The organism is Shimazuella soli (assembly GCF_022511585.1).
Lineage (GTDB): Bacteria > Bacillota > Bacilli > Thermoactinomycetales > Thermoactinomycetaceae > Shimazuella > Shimazuella soli.
Window position 1 is genome coordinate 202,784 of sequence record NZ_JAKWBN010000004.1, and the last position, 17,980, is coordinate 220,763.

Here is a 17,980-nt window from a genome sequence, read left to right on the forward strand (position 1 = left end):
AAATAAAAGAGGTGACCAACATATATGGAACCATTTATTTACCAAAATCCTACCAAATTAATTTTTGGCCGTGGTCAATTGTCTCATCTATCTAATGAAATAAAACCTTATGGTACAAAAGTATTACTCGTCTATGGAGGCGGTAGTATTAAACGAAATGGCCTCTATGACCAAGTGCAAGAACAACTAGCAAAAATCGATGCTACTGTTTTTGAACTAAGTGGAGTAGAGCCGAATCCAAGACTTTCCACTGTACAAAAGGGCATCGATATATGTAAAAGCGAAAAAATTGATTTTATTTTAGCTGTCGGTGGAGGCAGTGTCATCGATGGGACAAAAGCGATCGCTGCAGGAGCTATATTTGATGGTAACGTATGGGACATCATCACGAAAAAAACACATGCAACAAATGCATTACCATTCGGTACTGTTTTAACACTTGCTGCAACTGGTTCGGAGATGAATTCAGGATCAGTCATCACCAATTGGGAAACACAAGAAAAAATAGGATGGGGTTCACCGCATGTATTTCCACGGTTTTCCATTCTCGATCCAGTACATACTTTTTCTGTACCTCAAAATCAAACAGTCTATGGTGTTGTAGACATCATGTCACACGTATTGGAACAATACTTCAGCGATTCACCTAATGTTCCATTAAACGAAGGATTTTCAGAAGCAATCCTACGCACCGTTATGGAAGCAGCACCAAAAGCAATCGCAAATCCGGAAGACTATGAAGCAAGAGAATCTATTCTTTATTGCGGTACAATGGCTTTAAACGGAACACTCAGTATGGGAATGATAGGGGATTGGGGAACACATCAAATTGAACATGCAGTTTCTGCAATTTACGATATTCCTCATGGCGGTGGACTTGCAATTATCTTTCCGAATTGGATTAAATACAATCTAGATGCTACTACTCCAAAAATGAAACAACTGGCAATTCGTGTCTTTGGAGTAGATCCAGCTAAAAAATCCGATCGTGAAATAGCCTTAGAAGGTATCGAAAAACTCCGTTCTTATTGGAACAGTATCGGAGCACCTAGTCGTCTAGCGGATTATAAAATTAATGAAGAACGACTACAGGATATGGCTCAAAAAGCTGCACCAAATGGAACCACTGGACGTTTTAAACCCGTTACCCAGCAAGATGTGTACGAAATTCTAAAAATGTGTCTATGAGGAAATATACAATCGTTTTCTAGTTTCATGTTATAGAGTGTAAAAAAGAGATGCTACTATCCAAAAAATATCGAGTGATATTTTTGGTTAACAGTAGCATCTCTTTTTTCGTTGATTGATTTATTCTGGGTTTTACTTCTCCTGCTAACAACTACTATTATTTGGATTTTATGACGTAATACCCATGTAACATTCATAACCTATAGTAGTATCTACTAAAGCGAGGTCTGCAGGAAATGAATTTAAAACCTACCATAAACGCAACAAAAAATCATAAAATAAATCGTAGAGACTTTATCAAACGAAGCTTTTATTATATAGCAGGAATAATAGGAATTCCTACTCTAACTGGCGCATATTCCCGATGGGTTGAACCTTATCAACTGGAGACAACCAAAATCGATATTACTCTTCCCTACTTACCCGCAAGTTTTCATAACTTTACCATCTGTCACTTTAGTGATCTACACTTGGGCTTTCACCTTGAGATAGACGATCTATCTCCACTAATCTATGCTATTCAAAATGAAGTACCTGATTGTATTTGCTTTACAGGAGATTTATTTGATAAAGCTCCAAGTAAAACCAAAAAAACAGCAAAGCTATTGTCTCAATTAGAAGCTCCTTATGGAAAATATGCTGTGCTAGGAAATCATGATAACTGGTCCAATCAGCTATCCGTTAAACGCGTTTTGAAAAAAGCCGGCTTCGAACTTTTGTTAAATGAACATATATCATTAAATAGACATACAGATAATCTCTATATCGCTGGAATTGATGATCCTTGGGTTGGAGAGGCAGACATAAGGAAAGCTTTAGGTGGTATTCCCAAAGATGCTTGCACTATCCTTCTATCTCATGAGCCGGATTTCGCAGACGAATTTTATCGCTATCCTATCGATTTACAACTGTCTGGACATAGCCATGGCGGACAAATCCGAATTCCTCTGGTAGGAGCGCTTTATACGCCCCCATATTCAAATAAATATCCCTATGGTTTAAATAGAGTAAAAGGTAGTCACTATCAAGTTTATACTACAAGAGGTATTGGAATGACTCGCATGCCTGTTCGTTTTCACTGTAAACCTGAACTGACGATAATTACATTAAAATGTGTAGATTGAAAACAAATGATAGGACAAGCGAGAAATATTCTCTTTTTATATAATGTATGTGCCCTGCTGATCAGCAGGGCACGTGCTCCCTCAGGAGATGAAATGGGATCTTTCGCCTATGAACACTTTCTTATTTGATTCCGTATGTTGAGACAACTGTCCTCGCCACTGCCCTTGCAGCATCCATGTCTTGTGGCAAGCGGTGCGACTGCATCAGTTCTTTGATTTTCTCGATGGAAATATCCATACGGATAAGTTTCCTGTTAAATGGATTTGTATGGCTATAACTCATGTCATGATATCCTTCGATATCAAGGAAGTCATCACTTGTTGGTGACTTTACCATGACATGAACCATTGCAGAACGGTTGAAGTCTGCAAGTTCGTTGACATCCCTCCCTTGCCACACTTCAGGATTCTCCCCAAGGTAGCAAGCATTGAGCCAACATACCGGAATCCATTCTTCATTCCACTCATGCAATGCAAGAGCAAGGGCGTAACATTGACCGTTCAGATAAACATCCTTTTCTACAATATCGAGTGGTCCTTCCTTAATTGTGAATCTCTTTTTCTCTCGTGTCGTCGGCTCGAATGCCCATACTTCCCACATACTTACTCCCAAGGAAACCGATTATATTCAATTAATAATAGCATTTTTATAGTAAAACGGATATTTCATGATGCCATGGAACCCTATATTTTATACCTTGCACACACACGACCAAAGGTGAATCTTCAATAGCATATGAGCATCAAATTCTTACTTTTAATTTCACACGACGTGCTATTTCAGTTGTGCAGCAACGATATCAAAATCATCAGATGCTTGTCCAACCCCATAAGGCTTATTTTACTACTTCAATGGTAGCACTTCCTATTTTGTCACCAGTATCAGTTAAGTAAACTTCCAAAGTATATTTACCAGCAGGCAGTGGATTAGTTGTGGTTAAGTATGCTTTTGCAGGTTGTGCTGCATTTGACTGATTGATGGTTAATTTTGCACTAGTGGAGTCACCTGATTCATTAATCCATTTAAAAGTGATATGTGTTTCAGTGTCTGGAACATTTTTAAAATAGACACGAGCATTTAATCCATTTCCATCTGATGAAGTAATAACCGTTTCTTGCTTATAGTCGTCTAAATACTCTTTAACAAACTTGATCTTCTGAACTTTTGTTGAATTTTTAACATTTTTACCATCCATATCAAAATGAGAGCTATAAGAACATCCTGCGAAAACCATAAATAACATGAGAAAAATAAAAAAACCTATCTTTTTCATTCAGATCTCTCCCCTTTCTAGCAAATAAATCTAATTAGAATTTAACACAGTATGATTATATCTTGTATAGATGAGAATCTTTTTTTCACTTTATAAATTTATAATTTTCAGGAGTTTTAGTGTTACCTTAAAGGATCTAATCGAAATAAAAAAATAGCAATCATTGTAAAAAGTACGGTTCCAATAATAAACAACAAAGCAACTCCAATTGATATCTTAGAAAGAATAACGGAAGCTTTTGAATTCCTCTCTATGTTTGTCCAAATAAGAAAAATAAGAAGAAAACTAACAAATAGTACGCCCATAATCAATTTTTTCACTTCCTTTGGATTATTATTTCACGGATTAAATAAAAACTGGCCGGTATGAGCCCTGTCCAAAACAGTATTCATTCCAACCAGCTTTTGGCTTGATTATTAATCTAATTTTTGGGTTATGGTTTCTTCATTTGTTGCTGCTGTACTCACTTGGTAAAAAGGTTACTTGTTACACAAATATCAATCCTAGTGTGCTTAAAAAATGCTAGGCAATATCTTTGGTATTCTTCATCTACTTTTAGACATTCTACACATTTCTCCAGGTGGTGCCCGATAATATTAAAATCTTTAACCATTCGTATATATGAAGGAGACACCTCATATTCCTTATCACAAGTTTTGCATATGTACATGTCCATTCTCCTTTGAATTATATCGGTTTCAGTTGCATCTAGAATTTTTAGAAAGGTATTAAATCACCTTTCTCTCTCTGGTATCATTCTAATTCATGATGATTCTAATTAAAATATAAATCGACATTTATTAAAAAATGGGCAGTTTTACAATAAATATAGTGCGGAATAATCGTCAAACTATTTCATTCAGCAGCTTCATTAAGCCAGTCCAAAATATTTTCTCTTTTATTTAGCCGCAGGGCTCTCACAGTATTTGATTCATCAGGTGGCATTACCTCAACATTAATGTAAATCTTGTTTCTAGGTTGGTTTATCGAGAACAAGCCTTTTTCATCCAATTTTTCCATTGCTAAAACCATAGCCTCCATTCGGAAGTCATACTCTTTTAGCCACTTAACCATATCAGTATGGTCATGTTCACGCTCATAAAATAGCTTCCTTACAGTTTCAAAATTCTCTGATCCATAATTAAAATACGGAGAATCTGCGTAAGACCATTTTAACCACTCAGCTTCTTCACTTGAAGTTCTTGCAAGAGCTTCCCAAGACCAAGCGGAAATAATCGGCGGAAAGGCTTCTCCTGTAGTCACCAGTGCGCAATAATAATAACTTTCTTGGTTTCGAAATAAGCTTAAAAACGATTTTTCAGCGGCAATCGCAATTTCATTAGCTAATATATTAAGTGTCTCATGCATCAACATATCCTCCTAACCAATAATAAACAATAGTTCTAGGCTTGGTTAATACCAGATCGCAGACAAACGCTCATATATCACATAATAGGCAATGGTCATTATATCTTCCTTTGTGATTCTCTCAGCAATGTGTCTTATCTTAGAAATAACCCATTCCCCTTCTTGAAGGAGATGCTTGTACTGTTTGAATTCTTGTGGGAATACAGTTAATTTTATTATACCATTTAGAGATTTGATCTTAATAAAAGCCATATCGTAGCCATTTTTTATTTTGATTTGTTTAATGGACTGAATTTTCCCACCCATTTTACAATCAATAATGTTTTGTTTATGAAGATGTCTAATATGTTTTCCATTCATTTTGGCTCTTATATGTAATCTCTATTTGACCATGCTCTATCCAAACTTCATTCAAATCTTTGGATCCTTTTGAAAATGACCTTTATTTCGAATAAATGATATAATAAAAATGTTGAAAAACCTACAAAAAGAGGAGGATTTCCCATCAAAAAAATTGTCCTGACTCCAAGCGAATGGAACACTACTGAAGAAAATTTGAACCTTTTAATAACTGAGTTGCAAACTTAGATAATGAAAAGAGGGACAACCCCTCTTTTTTTGTTATTCTTATAGGGTTGGTCTAATTCCAACTGTGTTTGCTTCCCAAACTTGTCGTATGTTTCTTGGAGAGTATACAATTTGTCATTTCCAATTTTTTGTGATTTGTCCCAATTCATCTCGCCCCATTTTTGCCACTCATCATATAACCGTTTAAATTCACTTTGAAAATTTGATTCTAAATCTACTTTTGTATCCGACAGAGGTAAATGTACCTTGTCCAGCTTCCGCAACTTGTTTTAATGCGTTCTTTCCAGAATCATTTTCGATATCAAATCCAATGATATTTATAATTGCTTTAATATTAGATTGGTGTAGTTTTTACGAAATGAGTCTAAAGACCTATTCAAGAAATACTTCCAGAAGTAAGTAAAATAGCCCTTGAAGAATTGGAGTTATTTATCCCAATCAACTTTGTCATTAAGGGAGGGCGTTTTAATAAACAAAATTTTTGTCCCTGCGTCACTTACTTGCTCATAACATATTTCAGGGTAAATTGCATAAAAATCTCCCTCTCTGTACTCGTATTTCTCTCCAGTTACTACATTAGTATACACCGTTCTCCCACTCAGAACATATTGAAACTCCTTCTGTACAGGGTGCCAATGTGCCGATTCATAAGAATCCTCCTCTTTATAGTAAGAAATTCCAATTTCTAAGTCACTTTCGTTAATATGTTGGATCAATTGGGGTAGTTTCAAATTTCCTACTAAATACTGACAGGATGTTTTTTCTAATGCTTCATGGATGGACTGACTATCAATACTAATAAATCTGCCGTTGTTTTTCAATTGGAATTCCCCCTGTAAATCTACGGAAAGAAATGGGATAAGATAAAGAAAATAAATATTTTATCTTTTAAGTGTTATTGAATATTGAATTTCCACTGAACTACTGGAAGCCCCTGTCGACAAACTACTCGAAGAGCCAAAGTAAATCCGCTCAAGGGTAAGCATCCCACTTGGAGTGATATCCATCTTAGTGGGGCTACTTTTCATTATGTTTGGTTTTCTAAACATGAACAATATGCTATATGAACCACTATTGTGCATCAGGCTTCCATGTTTTGTAATACCTGCTTTTCTGTGCTACGTAGGAACTGTATGGTAGCTCTAATATCCTCATATGTACTCTGAAGCTCTTCTGCGTTTAAATCTAATTCATTGTTTTCTTGTCCAGTCTTTACCATTGCGGTACTTTGTCTTCGTTTTCCAATCTTTGGTGTTGGCTTAGCAGATTTGTTATATTGCTTATTCTGTTTGTGATTTATCGGAACAACTTTCCTTTGTTTCAGTCGTTTCTCCCTATATATTCTCTCTGCGTTCGGATAACCTTCAAGCAGTATTCAAATGAATTGATACTACTGGAGGACTGAAATGCTAGGTCGATTCCATCCAGGATTTCTTGCTTTGCAAAGCCCTCTACAGTACACTTATTTCTCTGGCCGAATACTTCAATGTTTCAATAGACTATTTAGTAGGAAGAACGGATAATCCCAAAATACATTGAGTTACAAATAAAAGTTCTAGGTACTTTGAGCTCTAACCCACGATATCAAGAAAGGAAAATACATATGTCCGAATTAACCGATAATCAAAAATACATTAGTCTGCTTATCCAAAGCCTTGGAAAAATGGATGAACGATTCGATGACCTGAAACAATGACGAGAACAACAAAATCGAATCATCGATAAATCAAGAAACTAAAATTGAAAACCAAAAAAAAGCATTAGAACCCGTTTTAGAGAAGCTAAATATGCACTCAGTTGAGGAATATATTAAAATTTTAAATACTGAGAATCACTAATGCAGCCCATTAGGGCTTTTTTATTTGCACTCAAAAAAGCTAACACCTTAAGTGTTAACTTCTATTTAAAATAGAACGAATATAATCTCCTGTTATAAGTTCTAGACAAGACTATATCCACATTTCAATCCTCTGATAGATGGCCTACTAAAATGGATCAGTAATACTCATAATAACGTTTCATTTCAGACTCCCATTCTTGTTTAAAACTTCTTATATGATCAAGCTGTCCATCAACACCAGAAAAGAAATTTTCTAGTTCGTCCATTCTTTTCTTTAAATTTACTAGATCAATAAAGTGTTCTTTTTCTAGCATTGGTTCAAGTCGCTTGTTAATTGGGTACCTGAACTTAAATGACCTCCCATCAAATTTGTGAAATTGCAATATATAGTCTTGAACTATAAGTAATGTGTCATCATCCTTTGAAGAATTTGCCTCTTTAATTATAGGCTCTACTTTTAACCATAGATTTTCTAAGTTATGACCTACCTTACCTATGGTTTTGATTTTTTGCTGTACATTATCATCAGAATAAGATATATAGATTGATTTCATTGCTAACTCAAGGTACTGCCTATATAGAAAAATTATTGGAAAGATAAAAGTATCAAGAATAGCAATTCTTTCTGAGTCTATTGCATTTTCAACTTGTGACTTTTCTTTGTTATCATGAACTGTGACAAGGTGTTTTTGTTTAGAAGGAATTTGTAGAATAGTTATGAAGATGATCAGATAATAAATTTTTACACATAAGGAGAGAAAACTATGGCAAAAAACAAATTACTAAGAATGGACAATGTCGGCATCGTTGTAGAATCCCTTGATGACGCAATCTCTTTCTTCGAAGAGATTGGCTTGAAGCTCGAAGGGCGAGCCACTGTCGAAGGTGAATGGGCTGGTCGTGTAACCGGGTTAGGTTCTCAATGTGTAGAAATTGCTATGATGGTTACTCCAGATGGCCACAGCCGACTTGAACTTTCGCGATTTCTTACCCCACCTACTATATCAGATCACCGGACTGCTCCTGTAAACGCCCTCGGTTATCTACGCGTCATGTTCACCGTTGAAGACATTGACGAAATGGTATCCAGACTTACTAAGTATGGTGCTCAACTTGTTGGCGAAGTGGTTCAGTACGAGGACTCGTATCGGCTCTGCTACATTCGTGGAATCGAAGGACTTCTAATCGGTTTGGCGGAACAACTCGGCTCCTGAGTGCCATTTCCTAAATCGGCTGCAGGCTCCACCACGTTGTTCCATATGGTATTTGCGATACGAAACCATGCTTTCTTTACTGCTTTTACGGTTTGATCAGGATGATAATCAGGTCCTAGTTCCGCAAAAAAGCGATTGGGAATACTTCCAATCCATGGACCTTGCTTTTCATTGTGATAGACAGCTTGTAGCAAAGGATCCACTATCTTTGTTTTATTGTGAACATGTGGAAAATTAATCTTCCCACTATATTTCATCACATCACTCATGAGCATGTGCTGCCAGATACGATAATAAAAACGAACTTGCTAACAAATCCCTTGTTCGCCTAGATTGTGCCACAAACTCTTGGACTGGGCCGATAGTAAAATGCATTTTCTTTGTCATGAGTGAAGCACCTCCAAATGAAAACCGTTTGTGCACAAATATGCTCCAAATAACTCCAATCCCGCTTCGAAATGAGGATGAGGTAATGTTGTTTGAAGAGGTAGAAAATAAATCGGTAGATTTGTCTTTGGTATTAACAACCCACTTAGTACATATAAAACGAAATTCAGAATACAGACATCCCAGTTCCCTTACCAGATTTCTGGATTTATCATCATTTTTTTGTTTGAATCTCCCCTTTTCTTCCTCTCATTTTTAACAGTAAAGCAAGTGAAACAATAGAATCTACTGTCAATTGCAACAACTCTCCATCTATCTAGTTTAGTTTGTCCAAGGTTTGTACCCTACAGCTACACTGTCTATAATCCAAAATGTGTTGACAAGTAATTTATTTTATATAAAAATAGCATAGATAATTTAAAAATAAAATAATTCCATATAGATGACAATTATCCTGTTGAACAAGCAAACCCTCATTCCCCTTATGACGGTTCACCAAATAACAAAAATGCTACTACTGAAAGAAGGTAACCGATATGCATATGCTCGCTAATCATTTAGAAACACAAGTAGTATTTGCTCAATCACCTCCCTATATCTTTTGAAAAAATCATTCATGAAGGGGAATTCATTATGAGGAAAAAGTTTTTGCTTCATCCGATGGTGATTCGATATAGTATGTTCATGCTTGGATTGGCAGTCATGGGTTATGGAATCGGCATGATGATTGAAGCCCATTTAGGTGTTGCTCCATGGGACACACTGCATATCGGTTTACAAAATACGTTTGGACTAACCATTGGGATGTGGTCGCAAATTATGGGAGCTATCATCATTCTTGCGACTTATTTCATTGGTAAAATCAAGCCAAATATAGGTATGTTTTTGAACATGTTTTTCTTTGGCCTGTTTATTGACTTATTCATGTGGTTAAAATGGCTCCCTTCTGGGGAGACTCTTATCGAACGAATCTGCTTGTTTACTGCCGGTTTGCTAATTTATACATTTGGTACGGGTATGTATATCTCACCACGGATCGGAGCTGGACCGCGCGATAGCTTTATGTTAGTTTTGCATGAACGAATGGGCTGGAGCATCAGCAAAACCCGGATCGGAATTGAATGCACAGTCACATTGTTTGGCTTTTTGTTCGGAGGACCAGTTTCTGTTGGTACACTGTTAACAGCACTGACCATCGGACCTTTGATCAAACAGTTTATCCCTCTGTGGGAACGAATAATGGCAAAACCGTACGGCACACAGTTGAGCGATTAGAAATGCAGTGAAACACCACATGAGGATTTCTTATGTGGTGTTTTGCATTCTAAATTCAATGATTATGATCTTTTGGATTTTCCCGCTCGCAATCTATCATTCATGATCCTTTCGAACTTTGAGCATAAAAAAGACTACTGGTAAGAGTAAAGGAAAAAACTAACTCCACGTTTGCTCTTGTCCAAGTGGTGCTCAAGACAGGACAGCTGGCTTGAGCACTTCCTCACACCATTGACGGAAGCTGGTAGGGGTAGTGGATTCAGGAGTGCGTGGCTCGGTGTTATAGAGCCCCCCATCAACTGATACCAGCAGGTTGACCAGCCATTTTGCTGACGCCTCAGTCGATCCGTGCTGCATCAGAGTTGCTTTGTAGGCTTCGCCGGAGACCTGCTGGTAGCGGATAGGCCGCTGGAGTACCTCGGACATGATCTGAGCCATTTCATTGTAGGACAGGTCCTCGTATCCAAGGATCGGAAAATAGTCTTGCCCATTCCAAGTATTGTCCAGCAATAGTTTCGCCGCGACAGCTGCGATATCACGGGTGGCACAGGTAGGAAGCTTACGATCTCCAGAAATCGGGTAGAAGAACATACCTTGATGCTTGATGGACTTGACCTGCCAGAGGAGATTTTCCATGAACGCCGGCATCCGCAGCACCCGGTAGCTCACTCCGGTTTTCTCGATCATCTCGTCCATCACCCGTCCTGTCGAATCCGCATACGTGGCTTCCTTGTGACCCAGTCCTGCAACGTAGACCAAGCGCTTAATGTTTTGCCTAGTGATTGCCTCGCACAGAGGACGAGTGAATTCCTGCATGTGGCCGTTGAAACTTGCAGCGTTAGGATTAGGGGGCAGCAACCAGAAAACGCTATTGGCGCCCGCGAACGCCTCAGTGATAACATCGATATCGGTCAAAGATCCCTGAACCACCTCAACGCGCCCATGAGCCTTCGGGGACAAACGGGAAGGATTACGGGCAATCACGCGAATCGGCACGTCGCTATCGAGCACGTTGTCAAGTACCTGATGGCCAATCTGCCCAGTAGGAGTGGCAATGACGATCATGTATACCACCTCCAAGAAAAATTTCGAATGACACTGGGTTCTCCAGATTGTGTTTTCATCATTTCTTTCACATACAACATCCTTTCTTGCATTTTGCCGGTTCTAAATAACCTAAGTCTCCAAGATAAAAAATTACAGTGTTGCTTAGACAACATTTTCGTGTAAACTACACTGTATAATGAATCATAAGTTGTTTGAACAATCCAAGCAATCAGCAAATGGCCCTTATCGTTGTATAGACAACATTCATGCGTTTTTGTTGTCTTTGAGCTTAGGAGTTTTCTTGGTTTATTAATTAATGGAACCCTAAGTAATCCTAAGTGGAGGAGTGTAGTGGACATGCCAGTAAACGAAAATGATCCCCGCGTGAAACGCACGCGTCAGTTGTTAATGCAGTCCTTTATAGAACTGCTTGAACAAAAGAAAAATATTTACTCCATTTCCGTGCAAGATATTACTAATCGAGCGACTGTGAATCGCGCCACATTTTATGCGCACTTCGAAGATAAATATGCATTTCTTGAGTGTTGGATGAGGGGGAAATTTCAGAGGAAACTGAAAGAATCATTGCCTGATTTTTCAATTTCGGATATTACTAGCTTAAGAACCCTAATTCTAACTGTTTTCGTTTTTCTTGCTCATAATCGACAATATATGATCCCAGCGAACAGTCAGTTTGAACCGCTGTTAGAAATTGCAATGCAAAAAGAACTTTATCAAATTTTGTTCAAATGGTTGAGTGAAGATTCGAATACTTCTGCCTCGCAAGAGATTGTGGAAACCACAGCCCTCGTCATCAGTTGGGGGATCTTGGGGTCAGCCGTCCAGTGGAGTCGAAATCCCCAAAATCGCACGGTTGAAGCGATGGTAAGAGACGTGTTGGTGGTTGTGGCGGCGGGTTTGGCACCCGTAATGGGTGGCTGAAGACATAGCTACCAACCGACCTGGGCTCGGTTATGAACCAAATTTAGATCGAATCCAAGAATACAACTTATATAGCAAAACATACACTTTTTCTATTTGTTGAATACGCCTTGCGACAAACCAAGGTGAAGACAGCTAAATAATCCCCATCCAGCATTAGAATCCCAGATAATTTTGAATACTGGGATTCTCTCTTTAAAAGACAAAAGATTCTCCTTTGAATACACAAATGGAAAGAACTACAAACAACAATATCCTTTTCAAGGAAAAATCCCATGCTAGAATATGTCAAGATCTTTGTATAAGCAAATCGAAATTATTATATTTCATTGGTTTCCGGGTTGTATATCCGTTTAGAACTTTAATACAACTGGAATTTTTCTTTTATGATTTTAGCAACTTCTTCTGCTTTTAAGTTTGTATTATTTATTTTAATATAGTTCTCCCTTGTTATTTCTCCCTCTGTCGAGTTTAATCTGTACTTTTGCATGGTGGTTTTTAAATGGTGTTCAGATTGCTCGATATTTCTTTTTGTAGGTTTTTGCTCAAGTCTGTGAGGAGATTTATTACGCTTAAGTCTTTCTTCTATATCCGCTTCCAGTTCAACAAAGTAAACAGTGCCACCCTTTGATTCAAACATGTCGCAAACTTTTTGAACAAAATCCCAGTCTCCTTGTTGGTCAAAAGCCCATACATAAGTGAAAATTAAACCGTATAAATCACTTTCGGCCACAGCTTTAAATATTTCTTGGCGAAACAAATCTGATAGTCTCCACGATTCAGCACTGAATCCAAAATAAGGATAAACTAGTTCAATCGTCATATGATTATGGAAAAGCTTCAGTTCTGTTATCTTTTCTAGTTCTTGTCCAATAGTCATTTTACCAACAGCTTGTGGTCCAAATAATAAAACAAACTTCATGCGATTCCCCCTAACTTCATTCAATAAATATTCCTAATATTATATCATTTATAACTAATGTCTACTTTGATCTACGAAAAGCGCTAGGACTTTAAATATCAAAATGTGTACGAAATTCTAAAAATAAGCCTTTATTAAAGAAAACATTTGACGCATCAGCTATGATGCGCGTATAGTATAGAAGGAATTAAAAATTAACTTACCGTTAGGTGAGGCTCCTGTATAGAGAGAAGCTACTGCCCAAAAATGTCGAAAGACGCCAATGGGTAGAACAGGAAAGATCGGCTTAAGGTCTTTCTTAACGTAGCTGGCATAAGCCTATGCTATACAGTGCTAAAACTCAACGAGAGGTAGGTTTTGTCGGCTGCGCATTTTTTCTGTGCTGTAAAACCTTCGCTCATTGAGTGGAAGGTTTTTCTGTTTACATCCATCAAGGGAGGTGGGGATCATTCTTACCGATGATCCGGCTATAGGAGATACGTCGATCGTTATACAACATTACACATGTCCAAGTAAGAATGATTCCCTTTTTACTTGGATGTGATGAAACAGAGGTGAACATCCATGCTAAAAGTGTATCGTTCCAATACCCAAGGGCAACTTGCACTTGTAAATCAATTTGAAAAAGGCACTTGGATTCATTTGATCAATCCAACCGAACAAGAAATCAATGATGTAGTACTCGCTGCCCAAATCCCCGAATACTTCATCAAAGATCCATTGGACCCAGAAGAAAAATCACGGATTGAAAAAGAAGACGAAGGCACTCTCATTATTATAGATTTGCCCATCATGACACCCAATGGCACCAAAAGAGAAAAATTTATTACCATTCCGCTCGGAATCATCGTCACAAGAGACTTCTTGATCACTGTGTGTCTAAAAGAAACACCAATTTTAGAAGATTTCACACGCAAAAAAGTGAAAAACTTTTTTACCTTCATGAAAACGCGCTTTGTCTTACAGCTTTTAAATGCCGTATCTACGTACTACCTAGCATATTTAAAACAGATTAACCGAAAAACAAATGAAATTGAAAAAGAGCTACGGCAATCCTTAAAAAACCAAGAACTCTTTTCCCTGCTGAACTTGCAAAAAAGCTTGGTTTACTTCACCACTTCGCTAAAAACGAATCAAGTGGTGACTCAAAAAATATCCCGTGGACAACATTTACGACTTTATGATCAAGACCAAGAATTACTAGAAGATGTCATCATTGAAAATAGACAGGCGATTGAAATGGCAGAAATTTATACTCCCATTGTCAGTGGCTTAATGGATACTTTTGCTTCTGTCATCTCTAACAATGTGAATAATGTCATGAAAATCCTAACATCCCTAACCATTATTTTGACGTTCCCTATTATGATTGCGAGTGTATATGGGATGAACATTCCTATTCCTTTCCAACACTCCCCCCATGCTTTTGCTGTCATTATGATTGCTTCAGTTTTATTGTCTAGCATTACTACGTTTGTGTTTTGGAAAAAGCGGTATTTATGAGGGAAAAAGCTGGCCTTGATGGTCAGCTTTTTTTCTACTTAGAACCCTTCTCCGAATTAAATATAATATCGAATGAAAATGGAAGAACTCAGCCTTCCCCTTGCTTCCTTTCTTTCATACATGTAAATTATTCTTATACCAGCAAAGGAGTTGCAAAAAACATGCTAAATAAAAATACTACTATTGGATTCATCGGAACAGGTGTGATGGGGAAATCAATGGCTGCTCATCTTATTCAAGCTGGCTATTCTCTCTTGGTTTACAATCGAACCAAAGAAAAAACGGATGAGCTTGTACAAATGGGAGCTACTTGGAAAGATACCGTCGCAGAAGTTGCTCAAGAAGCAGATGTTATCATTACGATGATTGGTTATCCCAAAGACGTAGAAACGACCTATTTTGGAATATCTGGAATTCTGGCAAATGCGGATGCTGGTACTTATGTGATCGATATGACCACCTCTACCCCATCATTGGCAAAAAAAATCTATCAAGCAGCAAAAGAGACCGGCATTTTTGCACTCGATGCTCCAGTATCAGGTGGAGATATCGGTGCCAAAAATGGTACATTGACCATTATGGTTGGTGGAGAAGAAACCGCATTTGAAGCAGTATCCCCTATCTTACATATCATGGGTTCTAACGTAATCCTGCAAGGGACAGCTGGTGCTGGACAACATACGAAAATGAGTAACCAAATCGCAATCGCATCTGGGATGATGGCAGTTTGTGAAGCTATTCTATATGCAGTAAATGCTGGTTTAAATCCAACAAAAGTTTTAAAAAGTATTGCTGCCGGATCGGCCGGAAGCTGGTCTTTGAGCAATTTAGGACCACGAATTATAGCAGAAGACTACTCTCCTGGTTTTTTTGTCAAACACTTTATCAAAGATATGAACATTGCACTAGATTCGGCCAAAGAAATGGGAATTCGCACACCAGGATTAGAACTAACGAAGTCATTGTATGAAGAACTAGCGAAAAAAGGCGAAGAAAACAGCGGTACGCAAGCTTTGTATAAACTGCTTGCAAATCAGTTATAAAAATCCTACATACGTTATGTTATGGAGGCTATGAAATGAAGTTTGTTCGTCTGATTGGTATATCAGCTCTTGTTTTTTTCTTATTAAATGGCTGTGACTTCATTTCCGCATCGCCAAAAAAAAATGAGGACAACACGCTTGAAACATCACAATCCCTGGAAGAAACAACATCAACAAAAGAAACAACCATTCCTGAGAACATCCCCCAAAAAATTGATCCAGAGCATCAGAAATACCTGTTGCAATCTTTAGCTCTTGCTGGATCTGGTAAGGTAATAGGTAGTGATTTTGCAGCTGGTATAAACACCTTAAAAGATGTCAAAAAAAAATATGGAGAGCCAAACGCAAAAAGTAAAGATTTCCCTTACTACATTTATAGCAAACGGAATTTGGATTTTGGAGTAGGCAAAAAAGATCTTATTTATGATGTACGTTCACATGACCCAAAATTAATGGAAATAACCCGTTCTGAAGTAGTAAAAATTTTGGGGGAGCCAAATGAGATTAAGCATAATACTGGGGAATCTATTTATATCTACCATGTAAATGGATATCAATTCAAATTGATCTACTTCCTCAATAAAGATGATCCAACTATCCATCATTCCTCTGTCTATTCAGAAGAAGCATATAAGAAACAAACAGAGGACAACAAAAAGAAAGATGAAAAGAAAAAGAATGAATCGAAATAAAGAACGAGGGGCTGTACCTCGTTCTTTTCTAATTTTATTGCATCGTCTCAAGTATTCAACTTTGATTTTCGAATAGTAAACTTCAAGGTGATAAAGTTTATGAAATGAAGGAGATGACTTGACTAGCTTTTTATTGCTCATTAAAGTTACAATAGACTTGAATTCAGATAGTTAAAAATATTATCCCTTCCCTATATTTCATCTATTTAGTAAAAGGAGAAAATACATGTCACTGATTGCTTTTCTTCTCTTTGTTATTACAATCGTTCTCATTATTTGGCAGCCAAAAGGATTGTCTATTGGTTGGTCAGCATCTGGGGGAGCTGTTTTAGCACTTTTACTCGGGGTTATAAGCTGGTCTGACATATGGACAGTGACAGAAATCGTTTGGAATGCAACATTTGCATTTGTAGCAATCATCCTAGTTTCTTTGATCATGGATGAGATCGGTTTTTTTGAATGGTCTGCTCTCCATATGGCTCGTTTAGCAAAAGGAAACGGAAGAAGGATGTTTCTCTACGTGATCTTACTAGGTGCTCTCGTATCTGCACTTTTCACGAATGATGGCACTGCTCTTATCCTGACTCCCATCGTATTAGCAATAGTTCGCATTTTGAATTTCGATGTTAAAATGGTATTAGCGTTTGTGATGGCTAGCGGCTTTATCGCGGATACCTCGTCCCTTCCGTTCATCATTAGCAACTTAACAAATATCGTCTCCTCCGATTTTTTTCACGTTGGATTTGTAGAATATGCAAGTCGAATGCTAGTACCTAATCTATTTTCAATAGGCGCAAGTTTAATGGTACTGTTTCTCTACTTTCGTAAAAGTATCCCACTAAACTATGATGTATCCCAGCTAAAACAACCAAAAGAAGCGATTAACGACCTAATCCTATTTCGACTGACCTGGTTTACTTTGTTCTTATTGTTTGGAGGATATTTTATTAGTGAATACTTTGAAATTCCTGTTTCTTTTGTAGTGAGTTTTGCTGCTATTATTTTGGTTATCGCCTCACTAAAAAGAAAATCCATTGAGATCAAAAAAATTATGAAAAACGCCCCATGGTCTGTTGTCATTTTCTCTATCGGCATGTATGTGGTGGTTTATGGCTTAAAAAATGCAGGCCTTACTGACGAACTTAGTCAAATGATCACCTGGCTCACAAACTGTGGTTTATACATAGCTACAGTAGGGACAGGATTTTTATCCGCTGTCCTCTCTTCCATCATGAATAACTTACCTACATTGATGATCAATGCTTTAGCCATACATGCAACACCTACACAGGGTGTCATACGAGAAGCCCTCATCTATGCCAATGTAATAGGATCAGACCTCGGTCCAAAAATAACTCCAATCGGCTCTTTGGCTACACTCATCTGGCTTCATATTCTCGCGAAAAAAGATGTTCGTATTAGTTGGGGGTACTACTTTAAAATAGGATTTATTCTTACTGTACCAACTTTATTTATCACCTTAACAGGACTATACCTATGGTTAATCATTATTCATTAGGAAACTACTTTTTAAATGATTAGTTACTATGCATATCATCAAAAACCCCCACTT

General features: G+C 37.6%; 21 protein-coding genes and 1 riboswitch. Of the genes, 9 read left to right on the top strand and 12 right to left on the bottom strand.

Translation table 11 applies throughout. The annotated features are described in order from the left end of the window. Window positions 1-24: 24 nt before the first annotated feature. Together MK805_RS11815 and MK805_RS11820 are read left to right on the top strand one after the other, a co-directional pair. Window positions 25-1,188 (top strand): iron-containing alcohol dehydrogenase, encoded by a 1,164-nt coding sequence (locus tag MK805_RS11815; protein ID WP_240876084.1) that lies wholly within the window; start codon window positions 25-27, stop codon window positions 1,186-1,188. Window positions 1,189-1,424: 236 nt separating this feature from the next. Beyond that, complete coding sequence (locus MK805_RS11820; RefSeq protein WP_240876085.1) at window positions 1,425-2,312, top strand: metallophosphoesterase; 888 nt, start codon at window positions 1,425-1,427, stop codon at window positions 2,310-2,312. 121 nt (window positions 2,313-2,433) lie between these two features. Here MK805_RS11820 and MK805_RS11825 read toward each other — a convergent pair whose 3' ends face one another. The 8 genes from MK805_RS11825 to MK805_RS11860 form a co-directional block, all read right to left on the bottom strand. After that, on the bottom strand, window positions 2,434-2,913 hold the full coding sequence (locus MK805_RS11825) for a hypothetical protein (RefSeq protein WP_240876086.1): 480 nt from the start codon (window positions 2,911-2,913) through the stop codon (window positions 2,434-2,436). Window positions 2,914-3,148: 235 nt separating this feature from the next. Continuing rightward, on the bottom strand, window positions 3,149-3,586 hold the full coding sequence (locus MK805_RS11830; protein WP_240876087.1) for a hypothetical protein: 438 nt from the start codon (window positions 3,584-3,586) through the stop codon (window positions 3,149-3,151). 855 nt (window positions 3,587-4,441) lie between these two features. Next, window positions 4,442-4,954, bottom strand: a complete 513-nt coding sequence (locus tag MK805_RS11835) for a DUF4303 domain-containing protein (protein WP_240876088.1) — start codon at window positions 4,952-4,954, stop codon at window positions 4,442-4,444. Window positions 4,955-4,999: 45 nt separating this feature from the next. After that, the gene (locus tag MK805_RS11840) at window positions 5,000-5,314 is read right to left on the bottom strand and encodes a single stranded DNA-binding domain-containing protein (RefSeq protein ID WP_240876089.1); all 315 of its coding nucleotides are present in this window, start codon (window positions 5,312-5,314) and stop codon (window positions 5,000-5,002) included. Window positions 5,315-5,538: 224 nt separating this feature from the next. Next, window positions 5,539-5,805, bottom strand: a complete 267-nt coding sequence (locus MK805_RS11845) for a hypothetical protein (protein ID WP_240876090.1) — start codon at window positions 5,803-5,805, stop codon at window positions 5,539-5,541. A 162-nt stretch (window positions 5,806-5,967) separates the two neighbouring features. Next, complete coding sequence (locus MK805_RS11850; protein ID WP_240876091.1) at window positions 5,968-6,363, bottom strand: cupin domain-containing protein; 396 nt, start codon at window positions 6,361-6,363, stop codon at window positions 5,968-5,970. A 260-nt stretch (window positions 6,364-6,623) separates the two neighbouring features. Continuing rightward, window positions 6,624-6,761, bottom strand: a complete 138-nt coding sequence (locus tag MK805_RS11855; RefSeq protein ID WP_240876092.1) for a hypothetical protein — start codon at window positions 6,759-6,761, stop codon at window positions 6,624-6,626. 776 nt (window positions 6,762-7,537) lie between these two features. Next, window positions 7,538-7,936 carry a hypothetical protein gene (locus tag MK805_RS11860; RefSeq protein WP_240876093.1) on the bottom strand — a complete coding sequence of 133 codons (399 nt, stop codon included), beginning with the start codon at window positions 7,934-7,936 and terminating at the stop codon, window positions 7,538-7,540. Between the two features lie 210 nt (window positions 7,937-8,146). On the opposite strand from MK805_RS11860, the gene MK805_RS11865 reads away from it, so the two are divergent. Further along, the gene (locus tag MK805_RS11865; protein ID WP_240876094.1) at window positions 8,147-8,596 is read left to right on the top strand and encodes a VOC family protein; all 450 of its coding nucleotides are present in this window, start codon (window positions 8,147-8,149) and stop codon (window positions 8,594-8,596) included. Here MK805_RS11865 and MK805_RS11870 read toward each other — a convergent pair. Together MK805_RS11870 and MK805_RS17855 are read right to left on the bottom strand one after the other, a co-directional pair. Beyond that, on the bottom strand, window positions 8,539-8,865 hold the full coding sequence (locus tag MK805_RS11870; protein WP_240876095.1) for a hypothetical protein: 327 nt from the start codon (window positions 8,863-8,865) through the stop codon (window positions 8,539-8,541). The genes MK805_RS11865 and MK805_RS11870 overlap by 58 nt on opposite strands. Then, window positions 8,858-8,983, bottom strand: coding sequence for a type III-B CRISPR-associated protein Cas10/Cmr2 (locus MK805_RS17855; protein WP_255724622.1), 126 nt, complete (start codon window positions 8,981-8,983; stop codon window positions 8,858-8,860). Before MK805_RS17855 ends, MK805_RS11870 begins: the two co-directional genes overlap by 8 nt. A 633-nt stretch (window positions 8,984-9,616) precedes the next feature. On the opposite strand from MK805_RS17855, the gene MK805_RS11875 reads away from it, so the two are divergent. Further along, entirely contained in the window at window positions 9,617-10,258 is a 642-nt protein-coding gene (locus MK805_RS11875; protein ID WP_240876096.1) for a YczE/YyaS/YitT family protein, read from the top strand. 192 nt (window positions 10,259-10,450) lie between these two features. Here the strand turns inward: MK805_RS11875 and MK805_RS11880 are convergent, their stop codons facing one another. Beyond that, entirely contained in the window at window positions 10,451-11,323 is an 873-nt protein-coding gene (locus MK805_RS11880) for an NmrA family NAD(P)-binding protein (protein WP_240876097.1), read from the bottom strand. A gap of 339 nt (window positions 11,324-11,662) precedes the next feature. On the opposite strand from MK805_RS11880, the gene MK805_RS11885 reads away from it, so the two are divergent. Then, window positions 11,663-12,247, top strand: a complete 585-nt coding sequence (locus tag MK805_RS11885) for a TetR family transcriptional regulator (RefSeq protein WP_240876098.1) — start codon at window positions 11,663-11,665, stop codon at window positions 12,245-12,247. A 361-nt stretch (window positions 12,248-12,608) separates the two neighbouring features. On the opposite strand, the gene MK805_RS11890 is transcribed toward MK805_RS11885, so the two are convergent. Next, window positions 12,609-13,169, bottom strand: coding sequence for an AAA family ATPase (locus MK805_RS11890; RefSeq protein WP_240876099.1), 561 nt, complete (start codon window positions 13,167-13,169; stop codon window positions 12,609-12,611). Window positions 13,170-13,363: 194 nt separating this feature from the next. After that, window positions 13,364-13,528: riboswitch (M-box (ykoK) riboswitch) on the top strand. 205 nt (window positions 13,529-13,733) lie between these two features. Between MK805_RS11890 and MK805_RS11895 the strand changes: the two genes are divergently transcribed. The 4 genes from MK805_RS11895 to MK805_RS11910 all read left to right on the top strand — a co-directional run bounded on the left by MK805_RS11895 (window position 13,734) and on the right by MK805_RS11910 (window position 17,926). After that, the gene (locus MK805_RS11895; protein WP_240876100.1) at window positions 13,734-14,672 is read left to right on the top strand and encodes a magnesium transporter CorA family protein; all 939 of its coding nucleotides are present in this window, start codon (window positions 13,734-13,736) and stop codon (window positions 14,670-14,672) included. A 161-nt stretch (window positions 14,673-14,833) separates the two neighbouring features. Continuing rightward, complete coding sequence (locus MK805_RS11900; protein WP_240876101.1) at window positions 14,834-15,715, top strand: NAD(P)-dependent oxidoreductase; 882 nt, start codon at window positions 14,834-14,836, stop codon at window positions 15,713-15,715. Between the two features lie 35 nt (window positions 15,716-15,750). Continuing rightward, window positions 15,751-16,407 (top strand): YjgB family protein, encoded by a 657-nt coding sequence (locus tag MK805_RS11905; RefSeq protein WP_240876102.1) that lies wholly within the window; start codon window positions 15,751-15,753, stop codon window positions 16,405-16,407. 226 nt (window positions 16,408-16,633) lie between these two features. Beyond that, the gene (locus MK805_RS11910) at window positions 16,634-17,926 is read left to right on the top strand and encodes an arsenic transporter (RefSeq protein ID WP_240876103.1); all 1,293 of its coding nucleotides are present in this window, start codon (window positions 16,634-16,636) and stop codon (window positions 17,924-17,926) included. The last annotated feature ends 54 nt before the right edge of the window (window positions 17,927-17,980 follow it).

Coding starts and splice junctions, on each gene's coding strand:
- MK805_RS11815 (WP_240876084.1), top strand. CDS start 25: ATGGAACCATTTATTTACCAAAATCCTACCAAATTAATTTTTGGCCGT.
- MK805_RS11820 (WP_240876085.1), top strand. CDS start 1,425: ATGAATTTAAAACCTACCATAAACGCAACAAAAAATCATAAAATAAAT.
- MK805_RS11825 (WP_240876086.1), bottom strand. CDS start 2,913: ATGTGGGAAGTATGGGCATTCGAGCCGACGACACGAGAGAAAAAGAGA.
- MK805_RS11830 (WP_240876087.1), bottom strand. CDS start 3,586: ATGAAAAAGATAGGTTTTTTTATTTTTCTCATGTTATTTATGGTTTTC.
- MK805_RS11835 (WP_240876088.1), bottom strand. CDS start 4,954: ATGCATGAGACACTTAATATATTAGCTAATGAAATTGCGATTGCCGCT.
- MK805_RS11840 (WP_240876089.1), bottom strand. CDS start 5,314: ATGAATGGAAAACATATTAGACATCTTCATAAACAAAACATTATTGAT.
- MK805_RS11855 (WP_240876092.1), bottom strand. CDS start 6,761: ATGGTAAAGACTGGACAAGAAAACAATGAATTAGATTTAAACGCAGAA.
- MK805_RS11860 (WP_240876093.1), bottom strand. CDS start 7,936: ATGAAATCAATCTATATATCTTATTCTGATGATAATGTACAGCAAAAA.
- MK805_RS11865 (WP_240876094.1), top strand. CDS start 8,147: ATGGCAAAAAACAAATTACTAAGAATGGACAATGTCGGCATCGTTGTA.
- MK805_RS11870 (WP_240876095.1), bottom strand. CDS start 8,865: ATGAGTGATGTGATGAAATATAGTGGGAAGATTAATTTTCCACATGTT.
- MK805_RS17855 (WP_255724622.1), bottom strand. CDS start 8,983: ATGACAAAGAAAATGCATTTTACTATCGGCCCAGTCCAAGAGTTTGTG.
- MK805_RS11875 (WP_240876096.1), top strand. CDS start 9,617: ATGAGGAAAAAGTTTTTGCTTCATCCGATGGTGATTCGATATAGTATG.
- MK805_RS11880 (WP_240876097.1), bottom strand. CDS start 11,323: ATGATCGTCATTGCCACTCCTACTGGGCAGATTGGCCATCAGGTACTT.
- MK805_RS11885 (WP_240876098.1), top strand. CDS start 11,663: ATGCCAGTAAACGAAAATGATCCCCGCGTGAAACGCACGCGTCAGTTG.
- MK805_RS11890 (WP_240876099.1), bottom strand. CDS start 13,169: ATGAAGTTTGTTTTATTATTTGGACCACAAGCTGTTGGTAAAATGACT.
- MK805_RS11895 (WP_240876100.1), top strand. CDS start 13,734: ATGCTAAAAGTGTATCGTTCCAATACCCAAGGGCAACTTGCACTTGTA.
- MK805_RS11900 (WP_240876101.1), top strand. CDS start 14,834: ATGCTAAATAAAAATACTACTATTGGATTCATCGGAACAGGTGTGATG.
- MK805_RS11905 (WP_240876102.1), top strand. CDS start 15,751: ATGAAGTTTGTTCGTCTGATTGGTATATCAGCTCTTGTTTTTTTCTTA.
- MK805_RS11910 (WP_240876103.1), top strand. CDS start 16,634: ATGTCACTGATTGCTTTTCTTCTCTTTGTTATTACAATCGTTCTCATT.